10 protein-coding genes are annotated in these 14,507 nt (G+C 58.4%); 6 read left to right on the top strand and 4 right to left on the bottom strand.

The genetic code is table 11. From position 1 onward, the window contains the following. Positions 1 to 58: 58 nt before the first annotated feature. Together ABS758_RS00185 and ABS758_RS00180 are read right to left on the bottom strand one after the other, a co-directional pair. Positions 59 to 385 (bottom strand): branched-chain amino acid transporter permease, encoded by a 327-nt coding sequence (locus ABS758_RS00185; protein WP_350379523.1) that lies wholly within the window; start codon positions 383 to 385, stop codon positions 59 to 61. Then, the gene (locus ABS758_RS00180) at positions 378 to 1,091 is read right to left on the bottom strand and encodes an AzlC family ABC transporter permease (RefSeq protein WP_350379521.1); all 714 of its coding nucleotides are present in this window, start codon (positions 1,089 to 1,091) and stop codon (positions 378 to 380) included. The genes ABS758_RS00185 and ABS758_RS00180 overlap by 8 nt, the downstream gene beginning before the upstream one ends. A 187-nt stretch (positions 1,092 to 1,278) precedes the next feature. Here ABS758_RS00180 and ABS758_RS00175 point away from each other — a divergent pair, with 187 nt between their 5' ends. Beyond that, complete coding sequence (locus tag ABS758_RS00175) at positions 1,279 to 2,412, top strand: GGDEF domain-containing protein (RefSeq protein ID WP_350379518.1); 1,134 nt, start codon at positions 1,279 to 1,281, stop codon at positions 2,410 to 2,412. Between the two features lie 24 nt (positions 2,413 to 2,436). Here ABS758_RS00175 and ABS758_RS00170 read toward each other — a convergent pair whose 3' ends face one another. Then, on the bottom strand, positions 2,437 to 3,222 hold the full coding sequence (locus tag ABS758_RS00170) for a uracil-DNA glycosylase (RefSeq protein ID WP_417275998.1): 786 nt from the start codon (positions 3,220 to 3,222) through the stop codon (positions 2,437 to 2,439). 177 nt (positions 3,223 to 3,399) lie between these two features. Between ABS758_RS00170 and ABS758_RS00165 the strand changes: the two genes are divergently transcribed. Next, positions 3,400 to 4,290 (top strand): DMT family transporter, encoded by an 891-nt coding sequence (locus ABS758_RS00165; protein WP_350379513.1) that lies wholly within the window; start codon positions 3,400 to 3,402, stop codon positions 4,288 to 4,290. Positions 4,291 to 4,435: 145 nt separating this feature from the next. Continuing rightward, complete coding sequence (locus tag ABS758_RS00160; protein ID WP_350379511.1) at positions 4,436 to 7,285, top strand: bifunctional diguanylate cyclase/phosphodiesterase; 2,850 nt, start codon at positions 4,436 to 4,438, stop codon at positions 7,283 to 7,285. A gap of 45 nt (positions 7,286 to 7,330) precedes the next feature. On the opposite strand, the gene ovoA is transcribed toward ABS758_RS00160, so the two are convergent. Next, complete coding sequence (gene ovoA, locus ABS758_RS00155) at positions 7,331 to 9,481, bottom strand: 5-histidylcysteine sulfoxide synthase (RefSeq protein WP_350379509.1); 2,151 nt, start codon at positions 9,479 to 9,481, stop codon at positions 7,331 to 7,333. Positions 9,482 to 9,618: 137 nt separating this feature from the next. Between ovoA and ABS758_RS00150 the strand changes: the two genes are divergently transcribed. From ABS758_RS00150 to ABS758_RS00140, 3 genes are all read left to right on the top strand, one after another. After that, complete coding sequence (locus tag ABS758_RS00150; protein WP_350379506.1) at positions 9,619 to 11,484, top strand: sensor domain-containing diguanylate cyclase; 1,866 nt, start codon at positions 9,619 to 9,621, stop codon at positions 11,482 to 11,484. An 83-nt stretch (positions 11,485 to 11,567) separates the two neighbouring features. After that, the gene (gene serA / locus ABS758_RS00145; RefSeq protein ID WP_350379503.1) at positions 11,568 to 12,767 is read left to right on the top strand and encodes a phosphoglycerate dehydrogenase; all 1,200 of its coding nucleotides are present in this window, start codon (positions 11,568 to 11,570) and stop codon (positions 12,765 to 12,767) included. A 280-nt stretch (positions 12,768 to 13,047) separates the two neighbouring features. Then, positions 13,048 to 14,463 carry a NarK family nitrate/nitrite MFS transporter gene (locus ABS758_RS00140; protein WP_350379502.1) on the top strand — a complete coding sequence of 472 codons (1,416 nt, stop codon included), beginning with the start codon at positions 13,048 to 13,050 and terminating at the stop codon, positions 14,461 to 14,463. Positions 14,464 to 14,507 lie beyond the last annotated feature (44 nt).

Here is a 14,507-nt window from a genome sequence, read left to right as displayed (position 1 = left end):
GATTGTATCGATGTGCAGGGATTGGCAGAGATCTTGTTAGGGCCGCAACAACGTGCGATTACAGTGCGCGCAACACCATATAGGCGGCGGTGCCTGCCGCAATGCTGGTCAGGGCGTGCCGGGCACGCCACTGCAGGATGATCACCACCAGCACCGCACAAGCTTCTTGCCAGGGCCAGGGCCCTGCGGGATTATGACGCGCCTGGCCGACCATGGTGTCCAGCAACAGCAGGGCCATGATGGAGAGTGGCAGCGTATTGCCCAGCTTGTGTACCCAGGGCTGACGCCGCAGCCATTGGCCTCCGATAAACGGCAGGGCGCGCAGGCCCACTGTGATGGCTGCCATGGCCACAATCGCCAGGACAACGTAAACCGTATCAGCCATGAGAATTGCCTGAAGGATGCGTAGACGGTGTTGCTGTGCGCGGCCGGCGCCAAACGGCCACGATCAGGCTCAGGGCAATGGCCACGGCCAGCGCTTGTGCGGGCATCAGCAGCCAGGCAATGCCGTATGCCCCCAGTGCCGTCCATAAGGGGATGATGTCCCGGCGCGTGCGCCATTGTTCGACTGCCAAGACGGCAAACAGGGCCGCCAGGGCAAAATCCAGGCCTTCCAACCCCAGTTGCCCGCGTGCGCCTAGGATGGCGCCCACCGTAGTGCCCAGGATCCACCATCCATGGTTGAGCGCGCACACCAGCGCCATGCGCCGAGCCCGTTGGGGCTCTGGCAATGCTGTCAGCACCGAGTAGGTCTCGTCCGTGAGCGCAAAAATACTGTACCAGCGCTGCAGACGCGAAGCGGGCATGTGATTGAGCAGCGACAGCCCGTAAAACACGTGGCGCAGGTTAAGCACCAGGGTGGCCAGCGCGATGGTGCTTAAGGGCAGGCCGGCGGCCAGCATCGGTACCATCATGAATTGCGCTGCGCCGGCATAGATCAGCACGCTGGATGCAATGGCCAGCCAGGCCGGCCCGCCCGCCTGGACAAACAGAAATCCAAACACGGCACCCAACGGTACATAGCCCATTGCCACCGGAGTGGTGAGGCTGGTGACAGACAAGGAAGAGGGCGCAGGTGGAGGTGAAGCCATACGTTTTGGGAGATACGGTTTGCTCTGCATCAGTTGCCGGGGCCTGAGGTTTTGAGTCTCGGGCTTGGGGATAACACTCAGAAATCAATCCGTTTAAGAGGGGACGGCCAAGCGGCGAACCGATATCATAACGGTTACCACGTATTTCAAAATTATTCAGTGATGCAATGCGGGCTTTGTTTTAATCATGAACTTTGACCCCGGAACCCTGCTGCTTGTTGCGGCCTTCATCCTGTTTCTACTGGGTGGGCTGATGTTCCTGGCTGCTTTTCAGGGGCGTCGGGAGCCAACCCTTTGGTGGGTGGGTGCCAGCATGTGGTTGTCATGCAGTGCCTTTTTGCTGGGGATCACCCGCCAACATCCAGAATATCTGGCTTTCTCGATTATTGTAACCAACACCCTCCTGATTTTGTCTCACGCCTGCCTCTGGACGGGCCTGCGCCTGTTTCGTGGCCACAAGGTGCTATGGCCCGTCTTGCTGGCGGGGCCGGCCATTTGGCCGGTTCTGGGCCTATGGCCGGTGTTTATGCAAGAGGTCGACCTTCGGGTAGCGGTGTATTCGGTTTTATGCCTGGTGTATCTGCTGGCCGCTATCCGCGAAATCTGGCCAGAGTGGCGCGAACATCAGTCAGCCATTTCACCCTTGCTGGGGTTCCTGGTATTGCATGCCTTGTTTTATGCCTACCGGATCCCTCCCCGCACCTTTCAAGATCATGTCTGGGCAAACTGGCCGGAGTTTGCGCTGGTGATGTTTGAAGGCATCTTTTTTGTCGTGGGTCTTTCATACAGCGTGCTGATGGCGGTACGGGCCCGGGCCGAAGACAACTACCGTTACGCAGCCTTGCATGACGTCTTGACCACGCTACCCAATCGCCGTGCACTGTTTCATCAGGGGGCCGTGCTGCTGCAAGAGGCCAGTGCCCATCACGCGGATATCGCTGCCCTGATGTGTGATCTCGATCATTTCAAGCTGATCAACGACCGCTTTGGCCATGAAACCGGAGACCAGGTGCTGATCCGCTTTGCTCGGGTGCTGCGTGAGGTGGTTGGTGATGAAGGTTTTTACGCCCGGCTGGGCGGCGAGGAGTTTGTCGTTCTGGTTCCTCACACGGGGCGTCTGGGTGCAGAACAATGGGCGCAGAAGATTCGATCCGGCCTGGCGGCATGCAGTGCCCAGCTGCCCAGCCCTCTGACGGTCAGTGTAGGAATCGCCTGTGCTTCGGGTATGCCTGTCAGCCTTGATCGCCTGCTGGCACAGGCAGATCAGGCCATGTACCTGGCCAAGGCGGCCGGGCGCGACTGCATCCGCGTGTGGCCGTAAGCCCGATCCTGGTGTCCTGTCTGGCTAGCCGCCGTAACCAGGCGCTGCCTCTGGCGTCTTTTGCAGTTGCCAGTCGATTCCGGGCTCTCCCTGGGCTTGCAGCCAGGCGTTGGCATCGCGAAAATGCTGACATCCAATAAAAGGACGGGGTGGCCGCATGGCTGATAGTGGTGAAGGATGGTTGGCGGTCAACACCTTCACCGGCCCGGCAGGTGCCTGCATTTCCAGCAATTTTTGGCGTGCCTGGGCATGAGCCCCCCACAGCAAAAGTACTTTTGGGCGAGGCTCGCGCAGCGCCCGCATGATCAATGCGTCGGTGATGTGCTCCCAGCCTTTTTTGGCATGCGAGCCCGGTTGGTGCGCCTCTACGGTCAAGGATGTGTTCAGCAATAAAACGCCTTGGCGGGCCCAGCGCACCAGGCTGTTGCGCGGCGGCTGCGCCGGCATGCCGTATTCGAGTGCCAGTTCTTTAAACATATTGCGCAGGCTGGGGGGTGTGGGGCAAAAATCGGGCACCGAGAACGCCAAGCCTTGCGCCTGATTGGGCCCATGGTAGGGATCTTGTCCGACGATGATGACCTGCACCGCCTCGGGTGGGGTTTCGATCAGGGCCCGAAATGGCCGCAGTGGAAAAATCTGTGCGCCGTCTGCCAGGCGTTGCGTCAGAAGTATATCCAGTTGGGCCACAATCCGGTGCAGATGCGGTGCCAGCAATACCGTGCGCCATTCGGTGGGCAGTGCTTGTATCTGTTCGTCCAGGCTGCCCTGGAAGGCATTCAGAACATCGGTGTTAGGGGCGGGTGTGCTCATGCGGGTTTTTGCGGCCTGATGTGGCAGCATGCAGGAATGCTTGTCAGGCTGAGGTTTCCGGATCGCTTAAAGCAGTACAGTTTACGCTGCCCCTACCCAATAATATCTGGTGATCCCGCCGTCCGGCGCGTATGGTGTCACCTTTGTCCAATTATCCTGGTGTGGAGAGCCTTCCTTATGCAGCAATCAAGCCGTGGCTGGATCAACGGGGCCCTTGGTGTGGCTATTTTTAGCGGCTCCTTGCCTGCCACACGTGTGGCAGTGCTGGGCCTGGATCCCTGGTTTCTCACTGCCGCGCGTGCAGCGCTGGCCGGGATCCTGGCCTTTATCCTGCTGGCGCAGCATCGCCAGCAACGGCCTACTGCTGCCGAGTGGCGCACGCTGGTATTGGTGGCACTGGGAGTAGTGGCAGGCTTTCCCCTGCTGTCTGCCCTGGCGCTGCAAACCATTACCTCAGCACATTCCTTGGTCTTTATTGGCTTGCTGCCCTTGTCCACGGCCTTGTTTGGCACCTGGCTGAGCCACGAGCGCCCCTCACGGGCTTTCTGGATGTTTGCCGTGCTGGGTGCGCTGGCGGTGATGGGGTTTGCCTTCAGTCAGGATGGTTCAGGTTCATTGCTGGCAGATGCTTGCATGGTGGGTGCCATTGTCAGTTGCGGATACGGCTATGCCGAAGGCGGACGGTTGTCACGCCGGCTGGGTGGCTGGCAGGTCATCTGCTGGGTGCTGGTGCTGTCACTACCCATCAGCATCCCGATGGCGTGGATCTGGGCGCCTGTGCAGTGGGCCAGCGTGCCGTGGTCGGCCTGGGCCGGGCTGGGGTATGTGGCGGTATTCAGCATGCTGGTTGGCTTCATCTTCTGGTATCGCGGCCTGGCGTTGGGCGGCATTGCGGCAGTGGGCCAATTGCAGTTGCTGCAGCCGTTTTTAGGTCTTGTGCTGTCAGCCTGGTTGCTGGGTGAATCGGTTACGCCGGCAATGGTGGGTGTCACCGCGTTTGTGGTGGTATGCGTGGCGGGTGCCAAATATACTGCTGCGGCTCCTGTGGCGGTTGAAACCAACGCCTGAACCGCTGAACACATAGGCCAGATATATGAGCTGTATAAGGGCCGCATAAGGGCCGTATATAAGTCCATGCTTTAAACATAATGTACTTGCCAGTGACCAAAGGTATCAGTACAGTGGCCTGTATGGTCAACCACTGGCAATGTCCTTGATCCATCTCTCTTACCAGAAAGAGTTTCGGCGCGCGATCGGCATCGTCAGCCTCTTGACGGTGCTTTTGTTGATGGTGGCTGTGGTGCCTATGCCGGCCGCCTTTCACGATGTCGCCCACTACCTGGCATTGCATACGGTAGTCGAAACCTTGTCAGTCATCACAGCTTCAGTCATTTTTGCTGTGGTCTGGAGCAGCCGGCAAGAGTCATTGTCGCGGCCGCTGGTCTTGCTGGGCAGCACCTTTCTGGGTGTTGCCCTGTTTGATTTCCTGCACCTGCTGTCTTACCAGGGCATGCCGCCGTTTATCACCCCCAGCAGCCCTGAGAAGTCCATTTATTTCTGGTTGTTGGGCCGGCTGCTTGGCGGGATGGGTTTGCTGGCCGCTGGCCTGGTGTCCTGGCAAAAAGGGCGAGTTTGGGTGCCGTTGGGCCTGCAGGTATTGGGTGTTTTGCTGTTTGTGTCGGCACTGTCCCTCCTGTATTTTGGCTGGTCAGGCTGGGTGCCCCGTACGTTTTTACCTGGCCAGGGCCTCACTCCCTTCAAGGTGGGCGCCGAGTACACACTGATCCTGCTGTATCTGGTGGCAGCGGGTCTGTTTGTGTGGCGCATGCGGCAAGAACGCAGGTTCAATGCACCGGATCTCTTCATCGCGGCGTGCGTCATGGCGCAAAGCGAGTTTTTCCTGACGATATACTCCAGCGTCACTGACGGCTATAGCGTCCTTGGCCACCTCTACAAGATTGTTGCCTACATTTTTCTGTACCGGGCGGTGTTCTCAGAGGCCGTGCAACATCCTTATGCCTTGCTGCAAGAGTCCCGCGAACAACTGCGTGCAACGCTTGATGCCTTGCCCGATTTAGTGCTTGATATGGATCTCGATGGCCGCTATCTCAGCATCCATACCGGCAGAGTCGATACCCTGGCGGTGCCACCCGAGCGCTTGCTGGGCCGGCCCGTGGATGAGTTCTTGTCTGCACGCAACAGCCGGATCGTGCGCGAGGCCCTGCACGAGGCCTTTGTGCACGGACAGTCGCGGGGCAAGATAGTGGCGTTGATGGATAAGCGGGTGGTTCACTACTTTGAACTCTCGATTGCCCGCAAGGCCACTGCGCGTGGCCGGACTCCCCAGTTTGCGGTGATTTCCCGTGATGTCACCGATCGCATGAAAAGCGAGCAGGCACTGCGCACATTGTCCATGGCAGTGCTGCAAAGCCCCCAGTCCATCATCATCACAGACCGTCGCGCGTGTATCGAGTTCGTCAACGAGGCGTTTACCCGGGTGAGCGGTTATACCGCTGCCGAGGTTATCGGACGTAATTTGCGCCGGCTCAAGCCGGGACGTACCCCGTCCGCCACGTTTCGGGCGATGTGGGCGCAATTGGCCCAGGGCAACGCTTGGCGTGGCGAATGGATCAACCTTGCCAAGGATGGTCGCGAATACATCGAGTCGGTCCTCATTTACCCGGTGCGCAATGTCCTCGGAGAAGTCACCAATTATCTGGCCCACAACGAGGACATCACCGAAACCCGCCGGGCTGCCGAGCAGATTCGCTCACTTTCCCATTACGATCAGCTCACGGGCCTGCCAAACCGCCAGCTGCTGCGCAAGCATTGCCAGGGCGCACTAGATCGCGGTGACCCGCTGGCCGTTTTGTGGATCGATCTGGATCACTTCAAGGCGGTCAACGACACGCTGGGACACCATGTGGGTGATGTGCTTTTGCAGGAGATGGCACGGCGTCTGCGCAAGGCATTGCCCGAGACTGCTTCTGTCTCGCGCTATTCGGGGGATGATTTTGTGGTGGTCTTGCCGATGTCTTCTCAGGACGATATCGCCCAGCAGGCAGAATCCCTGCTGGCGGCTCTGTACCAGCCCATGCATTTGGCCAATCAGGAGATCTATACCTCTGCCTCTATCGGCGTGGCCCTGCATCCGGATGATGCGGTCGAGTTCGATGTACTGCTGAAGCATGCGGAAACCGCCATGTACCGTGCCAAAAGCGATGGGCGCCATTGCGTGGGGTTCTTTACCCATGAGATGCAAACCCATGTCAGTCGGGAGTTGCTGTTGGGCAATGCCTTGAAGCAGGCGTTGCAAAACCAGGAATTATTTTTGGTGTATCAGCCTCAAATTTCCTTTGAGAACGGCGCGGTGCTGGGTGCGGAGGCCTTGTTGCGCTGGCGTTCGCCCCAATGGGGGCTTGTGCCGCCCAGTGAGTTTATCCCCATTGCTGAACGCAGCGGCCTGATCGCGCCTATTGGCGAGTGGGTGCTGCGCACGGCGTTGCGGCAATTGCGCCAGTGGCAGGTGCAGGGTTTGCCGCCGATGTGCATGGCGGTCAATTTGTCGGCAGTGCAGTTCAATCGGCCGGGTCTGGGCAAGCAGATTCAGGCGATTTTGGCGGAGGCTGGGGTTCCCGCTGGCTTGCTCGAGCTTGAAATCACCGAAGCGGTCGCAATGAAATCGCCCGAAATAGCTGCCTTGCGCATGGAAGAGCTCGCACACATGGGTGTGCGCTTTGCCATCGATGACTTTGGCACCGGGTATTCGTCTTTAAGCTATCTCAAGCGTTTTCGCCTGCACAAGCTGAAAATCGACCAATCCTTTGTGCGGGACATCAACCTTGATCCCGATGATCAGGCGATTGCCACCGCCATCATTCAGCTGTCCCGCAGCCTGGGGCTACGCACCATCGCCGAGGGGGTCGAAACTTTTGAGCAGCAAGAGTTCCTGCGCGCCAATGGCTGCGAAGAAGCACAGGGCTACTTTTACAGCAAACCCCTGGAGACAGAGGCATTTAAGGCTTTTGTGCAGCAAATGCCTTTACCGCGCCTTGCCCGATAAGCCCATGCATCCGAACTTAAGTGACCGAACAGACCACCCAGGACACTAGTGCTTTTCCCAGATCGTCATTTCTGACAGCGTGTGCTGAAACTTGTGCCGGGTTTCGCGGATCACAAACGGTACATCAAGTGGCTCGGCAATCAACTTGAAGTGTGCCTGCAGGTGCTCTTTAAGGCCGTCCAGTGTGGTGTAGTTTTCAGCGTCCTTCTTGAAGCCGCCAATCCAGGCTGCCCGGGGGGTGTGTTCTTCGAGCCAGGTGTAGGGCGACGCAATCATCAGCAGGCCGCCCGACACAATGCGCTCGTGGATGGTGTCGAGAAACCGGGCGGGGTCGTACAGACGGTCGATCAGGTTGGCGGCCAGTATCAGGTCGTAATTACAAAACTGTGGCTTCAGGTTGCAGGCGTCGCCCTGATAAAATTCAACCCGGTCAATCGTCTCTGACAGATCGAGATCGGACAGGCTGCGTGATTTGTAGGACACCAGTTCGCCTTCATCTGTCAGGGTATAGCGCAAGTGCCCTGTCTGGATCAGTTGCACGCCCTGGTTGATGAAGCGGGCAGAGAAGTCGACCCCTGTCACATGATCGAAGTGGCGGGCCAACTCGAAGGTGGCCCGGCCCGACGCGCATCCAAGATCCAGTGCATGGCGATGGGGACGGTTGCCTATGGCTGCAATCGCATGTTGAGCCAAGGCCTGCGGGAAATTGGGCACATCGAAATAGGTGTCGCCGTAGTGGAACTCGGCGTATTCGGACATGAGCTTGTCGGTTTCGTAGTAGGCGGCCGGTGCCTCGGCCGGCGCATGAGACACCACATAGCGGAACCCTGCGTGCTGAAAGAAGTGGCGCCGGAAGGCGTAGCGCGCTGAGCGCGCGGCCTCGTTGCCGCAGGAGATCCAGGATCCACCTTTCATCAGGTTGTGACGGCCATCAAACGTGGGGGTGGTGAAATCATCGTAGATGGGATGGACGTCAAAGCCGTTGAACGGGTAGGTAGGGGTTTCCGTCCATTGCCAGACGTTGCCTACCACGTCAAACCAGTCGCCATGGGCGTGTTGGTCTACCGGGCAGGATGAGGCGCCATGGTCAAGATGCAAATTGGCTGCGCAGCGCTGGTCGGTGGGGTCTTTCAGGCCGGCGGTGTCGTACAGCCGGTACCATTCGTCTTCGGTGGGCAGGCGCACCGGCTGGCCGGTTTCGGCCGCTTTCCAGTTGCAAAATGCCTTGGCTTCAAGGTAATTGACTTCTACCGGCCAGGCCCAGGGCATGGGAACTTCTTGCGTCATCAGACGCAAGTACCAGCCCTGTGGCTTCTTTACCCAAAAAGTGGGGTGGCTGGCCTGGCTGAAGGCCAGCCATTGCTGGCCTTCGTCTGTCCAGTTGTGATGGTTGCGATAGCCGCCCGCCTCTACAAACGCCAGAAATTCCTGGTTGCTGACCAAATAGCGGCTGGCTTGAAAGGATTCGATATTGGCTTCGTGGGTGCCATATTCGTTGTCCCAGCCGTATTGTGGATTTGAAAACGCCTTGCCCAGGCGTACGACGCCTGCGGGTACCCGCGTGACGGTGTTTTCAGGGGCCGGGTGTGGCGTACTGGCCAGTGGCTCCCAGCCTGTGGCCGGCCGCACGTATTTAAGGGCATGCTGGCGAATCAACACAGACGAGGTTTCCAGGTGGATGCGCTCGTGTTCAACTCCCATGATCAGCGCCCACCAGGGGTTTTGCCAATCGATGGGCGATTTCAGGGGAGTGCGGTCGATGACGTCGCACACCAGTGCCCTGACCTTGTTGCGGTAGGCGTGCACTTCGGCCACCGAGGGCCACTGGTAATTGTTGTCGTCCAGATCATCCCAGCTCATTTCGTCCACTCCGACAGCAAAGGTGGATTCGAGTTGCTGGTCTACCCGCTGGTCGATCAGGCGGGCCAAAAGCATCTTGTTGATAAAAAATGTGGCCGTGTGTCCGTAATAGAAGAGCAGGGGGTGCCGCAGCGAGATGGGTTTGACGAGGTAGGCCTCATCGCTGGCCAGACACCGAAACAAGGACTCGTAGCGATCAAAGGTTTCCAGAAAATATCGCCGGATGGACGCCCTGAGCACGTTGGTATCCGGTTCTGCCAGGTTGGGGGTACGCATAAACAACGCCAGGGTGTCAGGGTGTTCGGTGGGCAACAAAGGAACGGCAGGAGTGGACATAAAAAAATCCGTGCAAAAAATTGATGAATCCTGGAAACCCTTTAGCCTAACATGCGACTTGATGTATCGTGCCAGAGACGGTTCCCATGCATAATGCTTTGATGCAGCATACCCCTGTTCTGTTTCAAGGAGCATCGTTGACCACCTGGCTGCGTGTGTATTTCACAGGGCTGTTGCTGGCCTTCTCGGGGTTGCTTGTTTCTGGTGCCGCACTGGCCCAGCCGCTGGCTGCGGTCTGCCCGATCCGCAATGTGTCTGCGGTTCAGTCGCAGATTGCCTCGTTGTCCCAGGTGTGCTTTGCCCAGGACGAAAAACAAGCCCTCAGCCCCCAGGATTTTCTCAGCGGCCGCTGGCCTATCCAGCGCCGTGATGCAGATCAACTGGTTTTTACACATACCAAGACGGCGTACTGGGTATACGTGCCCCTGCGTAATACCGACCCCGTGGCACGCAGCTGGTTTCTGCAACTGGATTATCCCTTGCTGGATAACGTAGATGTCTGGGTGTACCAGCTGGATCCGGGATCCGACGCGCCTCCCGCCCTGGTGGGTGCCCAGCAGATGGGTGATGCCCGTCCTTTTGACGCCCGGCCGGTTACCCATCATCTGTTGATGTTGCCATTGGACTTTTTACCCGGAGAATCGCTGGGCGTGGTGATTCGGGTGCGCAGCAACGGTGCCATCAATATTCCCTTGTCGCTGTATACCGCCGAGGCCGCACTGGCCCAGACCCAGGATCAAAGCCTGGCATTGGGCATGTTTATCGGCGCTGTGTTGTTGCTGGCCCTGTTCAACCTCACGCTGTTTGTCCGCCTCAGGATCCCGCAGCCGCTGTTCAATGCGTTCTACATCATCTGTGTGGGGCTTTTCCTGGCGTCCATGTCGGGCCTCAGTTTTCAGTACCTGTGGCCGGCGTCGCCCTGGCTGGCCAATGTCGCGGTGCCGGTTACCGAGGTTCTTGCCCTGCTCAGCCTCTTGCTCTTTACCCGATGCTTTCTGGGCGTCACGGCTCGGTCGGGATGGCAGCACTACTGCATTCGGGGGTTGGCAGGCATCGGTCTGGTGCTTCTGGTAGCCAGCTTCTGGGTGCCTTATCCGGTCATCATCAAGGTCAATACCGCATATGCCCTGGTCAGCATGCTTGCCATGCTGGGGGTGGGTGTGGCACAGGCCAGATTGGGCCATCTGGATGCGCGTTGGTATGTGGCCTCCTGGCTGGTACTTTATGCCGGGTTCCTGTTTTACGGGTTGGCTGTGTTTGGCTATATGCCCGGTTTTATGGCACAACAGCGCTGGGTACAGATTGCCGCCGGCAGCCAGGTTTTTTTGCTGACGTATGCCGAGGTCATCCAATTGCGCAGGCTGCTGGATCATGCCCTGAAGATCGAGTCTTCGGCCCGCAGCTCCCTGCAGCAGGAAGTCCAGTCCAGAACCGCCGATTTGCGCTCTACGATGGCGGCCTTGCAACAGGCCAACCGCCAGCTGCGCGAGCTGGCCCGCATTGATCCGCTGACAGGGCTGCTCAATCGCCGCGGGCTGGATGAATCTCTGGATGAGTTGCTCAGCCATGTTAAACCGATACCAGAGCCGCAGATCACCTTTGTAGTGTTTGACCTCGACCACTTCAAACGCGTCAACGACCAGCATGGTCATGATGCCGGCGATGAGGTGCTGAAGTGGGTGGCCGAGGTGTTGCGCAACCTGCTGCGACGCCAGTCTGATGTGCTGGCACGGTTTGGCGGCGAAGAGTTTGTTGCGTTGTTACCCCATACGACAGTGCCTGATGCCCAGGCGCTGGTGATGCGGGTGCTGGCACATGTGCACGCACAGACCATCGCGCTACCCAATGGCGCGACGCTTTCGCTCACACTCAGCGCGGGGCTGGCCAGCTGGCAGCCTGGTGACACAGCGGCCAGCCTCTTTCGGCGGGCCGATGAGAGCCTCTATCAGGCCAAGGCACAGGGTCGAAACCGGCTGGTTATCGCCCCTTCTGCCATCATTTGACCCTGCTTCCATCAGGGATGACCCTGACGGCTGCGTGGAAATATCGCACAATGGATGTTTTTCATTGCTTGAGAAGGATCAAGATGGCACGCATCGTTCTGTTCGAAAACATCCATGCCAGCGCCAAAGAAGTCTTTGTGGCCGCGGGTTTTGACGAAGTCATCACCCATACAGGCGCGCTCACCGGAGATGCTTTGCACAATGCGCTTCAAGGCGCGCAGGTGGTGGGCATCCGGTCTCGGACGCATCTCGACCAGGCTGTGCTGTCTGCACTTCCCGAACTTCGTGCCGTTGGCTGTTTTTGTATCGGCACCAATCAGGTAGACCTCGAAACCGCTGCCATGCGGGGGGTTCCTGTCTTTAATGCGCCGTTTTCCAATACGCGCTCGGTGGCCGAGCTTGTCTTGGGCGAAGCCATTTTGTTGCTGCGCCGTATCCCCGAGAAAAACGCGCGTGTCCACGAGGGCTTCTGGGACAAAACGGCCGATGGTGCCTACGAGGCCCGTGGCAAGACACTGGGTATTGTCGGCTATGGCAATATCGGTTCGCAGGTAGGCATTCTGGCCGAGTCCTTTGGTATGCGGGTGCTGTATCACGATATCGAAGCCAAGCTGCCCCTGGGCAATGCGCACGCCACTACTTCCCTCAAGAAATTCCTCGGTCAGGTAGATGTCGTCACCTTGCACGTGCCGGGTGGCAAGGACACCACCAATCTGATGGATGCCGAGGCCATTGCCGCGATGAAGCCAGGCAGCATCTTGATCAACGCCTCGCGCGGCACTGTGGTCGACATTCCCGCGTTGCAAAAGGCGCTCAAGTCAGGGCATTTGTCGGGTGCGGCCATCGATGTGTTCCCCACCGAGCCCAAAAGCCGCGACGAAGGCCTGGACAGCCCGTTGCGTGGCATGCAAAACGTCATTCTTACCCCGCACATTGGAGGCAGCACCCAGGAGTCCCAGGAAAACATCGGCCGCGAAGTGGCCGAGAAGCTCAAGCGTTTTGTCAGTAGTGGTACCACCAAAGGTGCCGTCAATTTCCCCGAGATCGCCTACCACGAGCAGGCGGGCGCCGCGCGGATCATTCATATTCACCAAAACGTGCCTGGTGCCATGGGTGCCCTCAGCAATCTGATGGGCGAGTTTGGCCTCAATATTGTCAGCCAGCAGCTGCAAACCCGGGGCAAAATCGGCTACGCCATCACCGACGTCGATGGCGAGGTCACTGATCAGGTCGTCGAGGGGCTGCGCCGCCACCCCATCACCATCCGCTGCGACCGCGTTTGATTGCACCTTTGAGCCGCCAGCCAACCGCGCCCCGCAAGGGCGCGGTTTTTTTTCGGGCAAGCCTCCTGTTGGCAGCGTCCATGCGTGTATGAAGATTTGTCCGGCTAGTCATCCAGGCCCTAAGACCCTTATACTGACCTGACTTTGTCAGATCACGCGACCCTGGCTTTCCCCATGGATACAGGCGGTCTGCAAAACAAGTGATGGTTTGATCTAGATCATCATCCTTGTTGTCTATGGGGTTTATTGTGCCAGGGTTTCTGTCCCAGGAGTCCTGCGCATGAGCTCTCCCCCTGACGTTTCCTCACGCAAAAAACGTCGTGTCCTTACGGTCTGGACACCCGAAGACCAGGCGTTTTGGGCGCAAGAAGGCCAGGCAATTGCCAACGTCAATCTCTGGATCTCCATTCCGGCCTTGTTTCTCGCCTTTGCCGTGTGGCAAATGTGGAGTGTCGTCGCCGTCAACCTCCCCAATCTTGGGTTTCAGTACACCGAAAACCAGCTGTTCTGGCTGGCTGCGTTGCCTGCGTTGTCAGGGGCAACGCTACGTATCTTTTACTCGTTCATGGTGCCTGTCTTTGGCGGCCGCCTCTGGACAACCCTCACCACGGCCAGCCTGTTGCTGCCTACCATCGGCGTAGGTATCGCCGTACAGGATCCCACCACGCCGTATTCAACCATGCTGATGCTGGCCTTGCTGTGCGGGCTGGGCGGGGGTAATTTTTCTTCCTCCATGTCCAATATCAGTTTCTTTTTTCCCAAAGAGCGCAAGGGCTCTGCTCTGGGGCTCAATGCCGGCCTAGGTAATCTGGGGGTGTCTTCGGTGCAGTTTCTTGCCCCCTTGGTCATCACTATGGGAGTGCTGGGGCCATGGGCGGGTGGTCCGCAAATGGCTACGTTGTCTGGCGCGCATGGGGCCCCCACCGAGGTCTGGGCGCAAAATGCGGCGTTTATCTGGGTGCCCTTCATCATCATCGTCACCATGCTGGCCTGGGTGGGCATGCATGACATCGCCGATGCCAAGGCGTCCTTTTCCCAGCAGGCCGTCATTTTCAAGCGCCGGCACAACTGGATCATGTGTTTTCTGTACCTGGGCACGTTTGGCTCGTTTATCGGGTTTTCTGCCGGCTTTCCGCTACTTATCAAATATCTGTACCCGGATATCCGTCCTTTGCAGTATGCCTGGCTGGGGCCTTTGGTGGGAGCCATGGCACGGCCCTTCGGCGGCTGGCTGTCCGATCGCCTGGGCGGTGCCCGCGTCACTTTCTGGACATTCTTCTGGATGGTTCTGGGCGTGCTGGGTGTGATGCTTTCGTTGCCCGATGGCCAGTCGGCCGGCAGTTTTCCAGGGTTTTTGCTGGCGTTTCTGTTTCTGTTTTTCCTCACGGGGATTGGCAATGGGTCTACCTTTGCCATGATCCCGGTCATTTTCAATGCGCTGGCGCAGCGCCGGCATGCCGCCGGATCTCCCGCCAACGCTGAAGCCGAAGGTGCCAAAGAATCAGCCGCAGTGTTAGGCTTCAGTGGTGCCATGGGGGCCTATGGCGGCTTTTTCATCCCCAAGAGCTTCGGCACGTCCTTTGATCTCACTGGCAGCGCAGACGCCGCCCTGGTTTTCTTCATTGTGTTTTATGCAATCTCCATTGTCGTGACCTGGTGGTTTTATGCCCGGCGCGAGGCGGAGATTCCCTGCTGAACACGTCTTCTGGGCCTGTCCTCACCTGGGTGTGGTGGCGCGGC

It is taken from the genome of Castellaniella sp. FW104-7C03 (genome assembly GCF_040276085.1).
In the GTDB taxonomy this organism is placed as follows: Bacteria; Pseudomonadota; Gammaproteobacteria; order Burkholderiales; family Burkholderiaceae_B; genus Castellaniella.
Note: the sequence above shows the minus strand (reverse complement) of the source record. Positions and strands in the feature narration are given on the sequence as shown.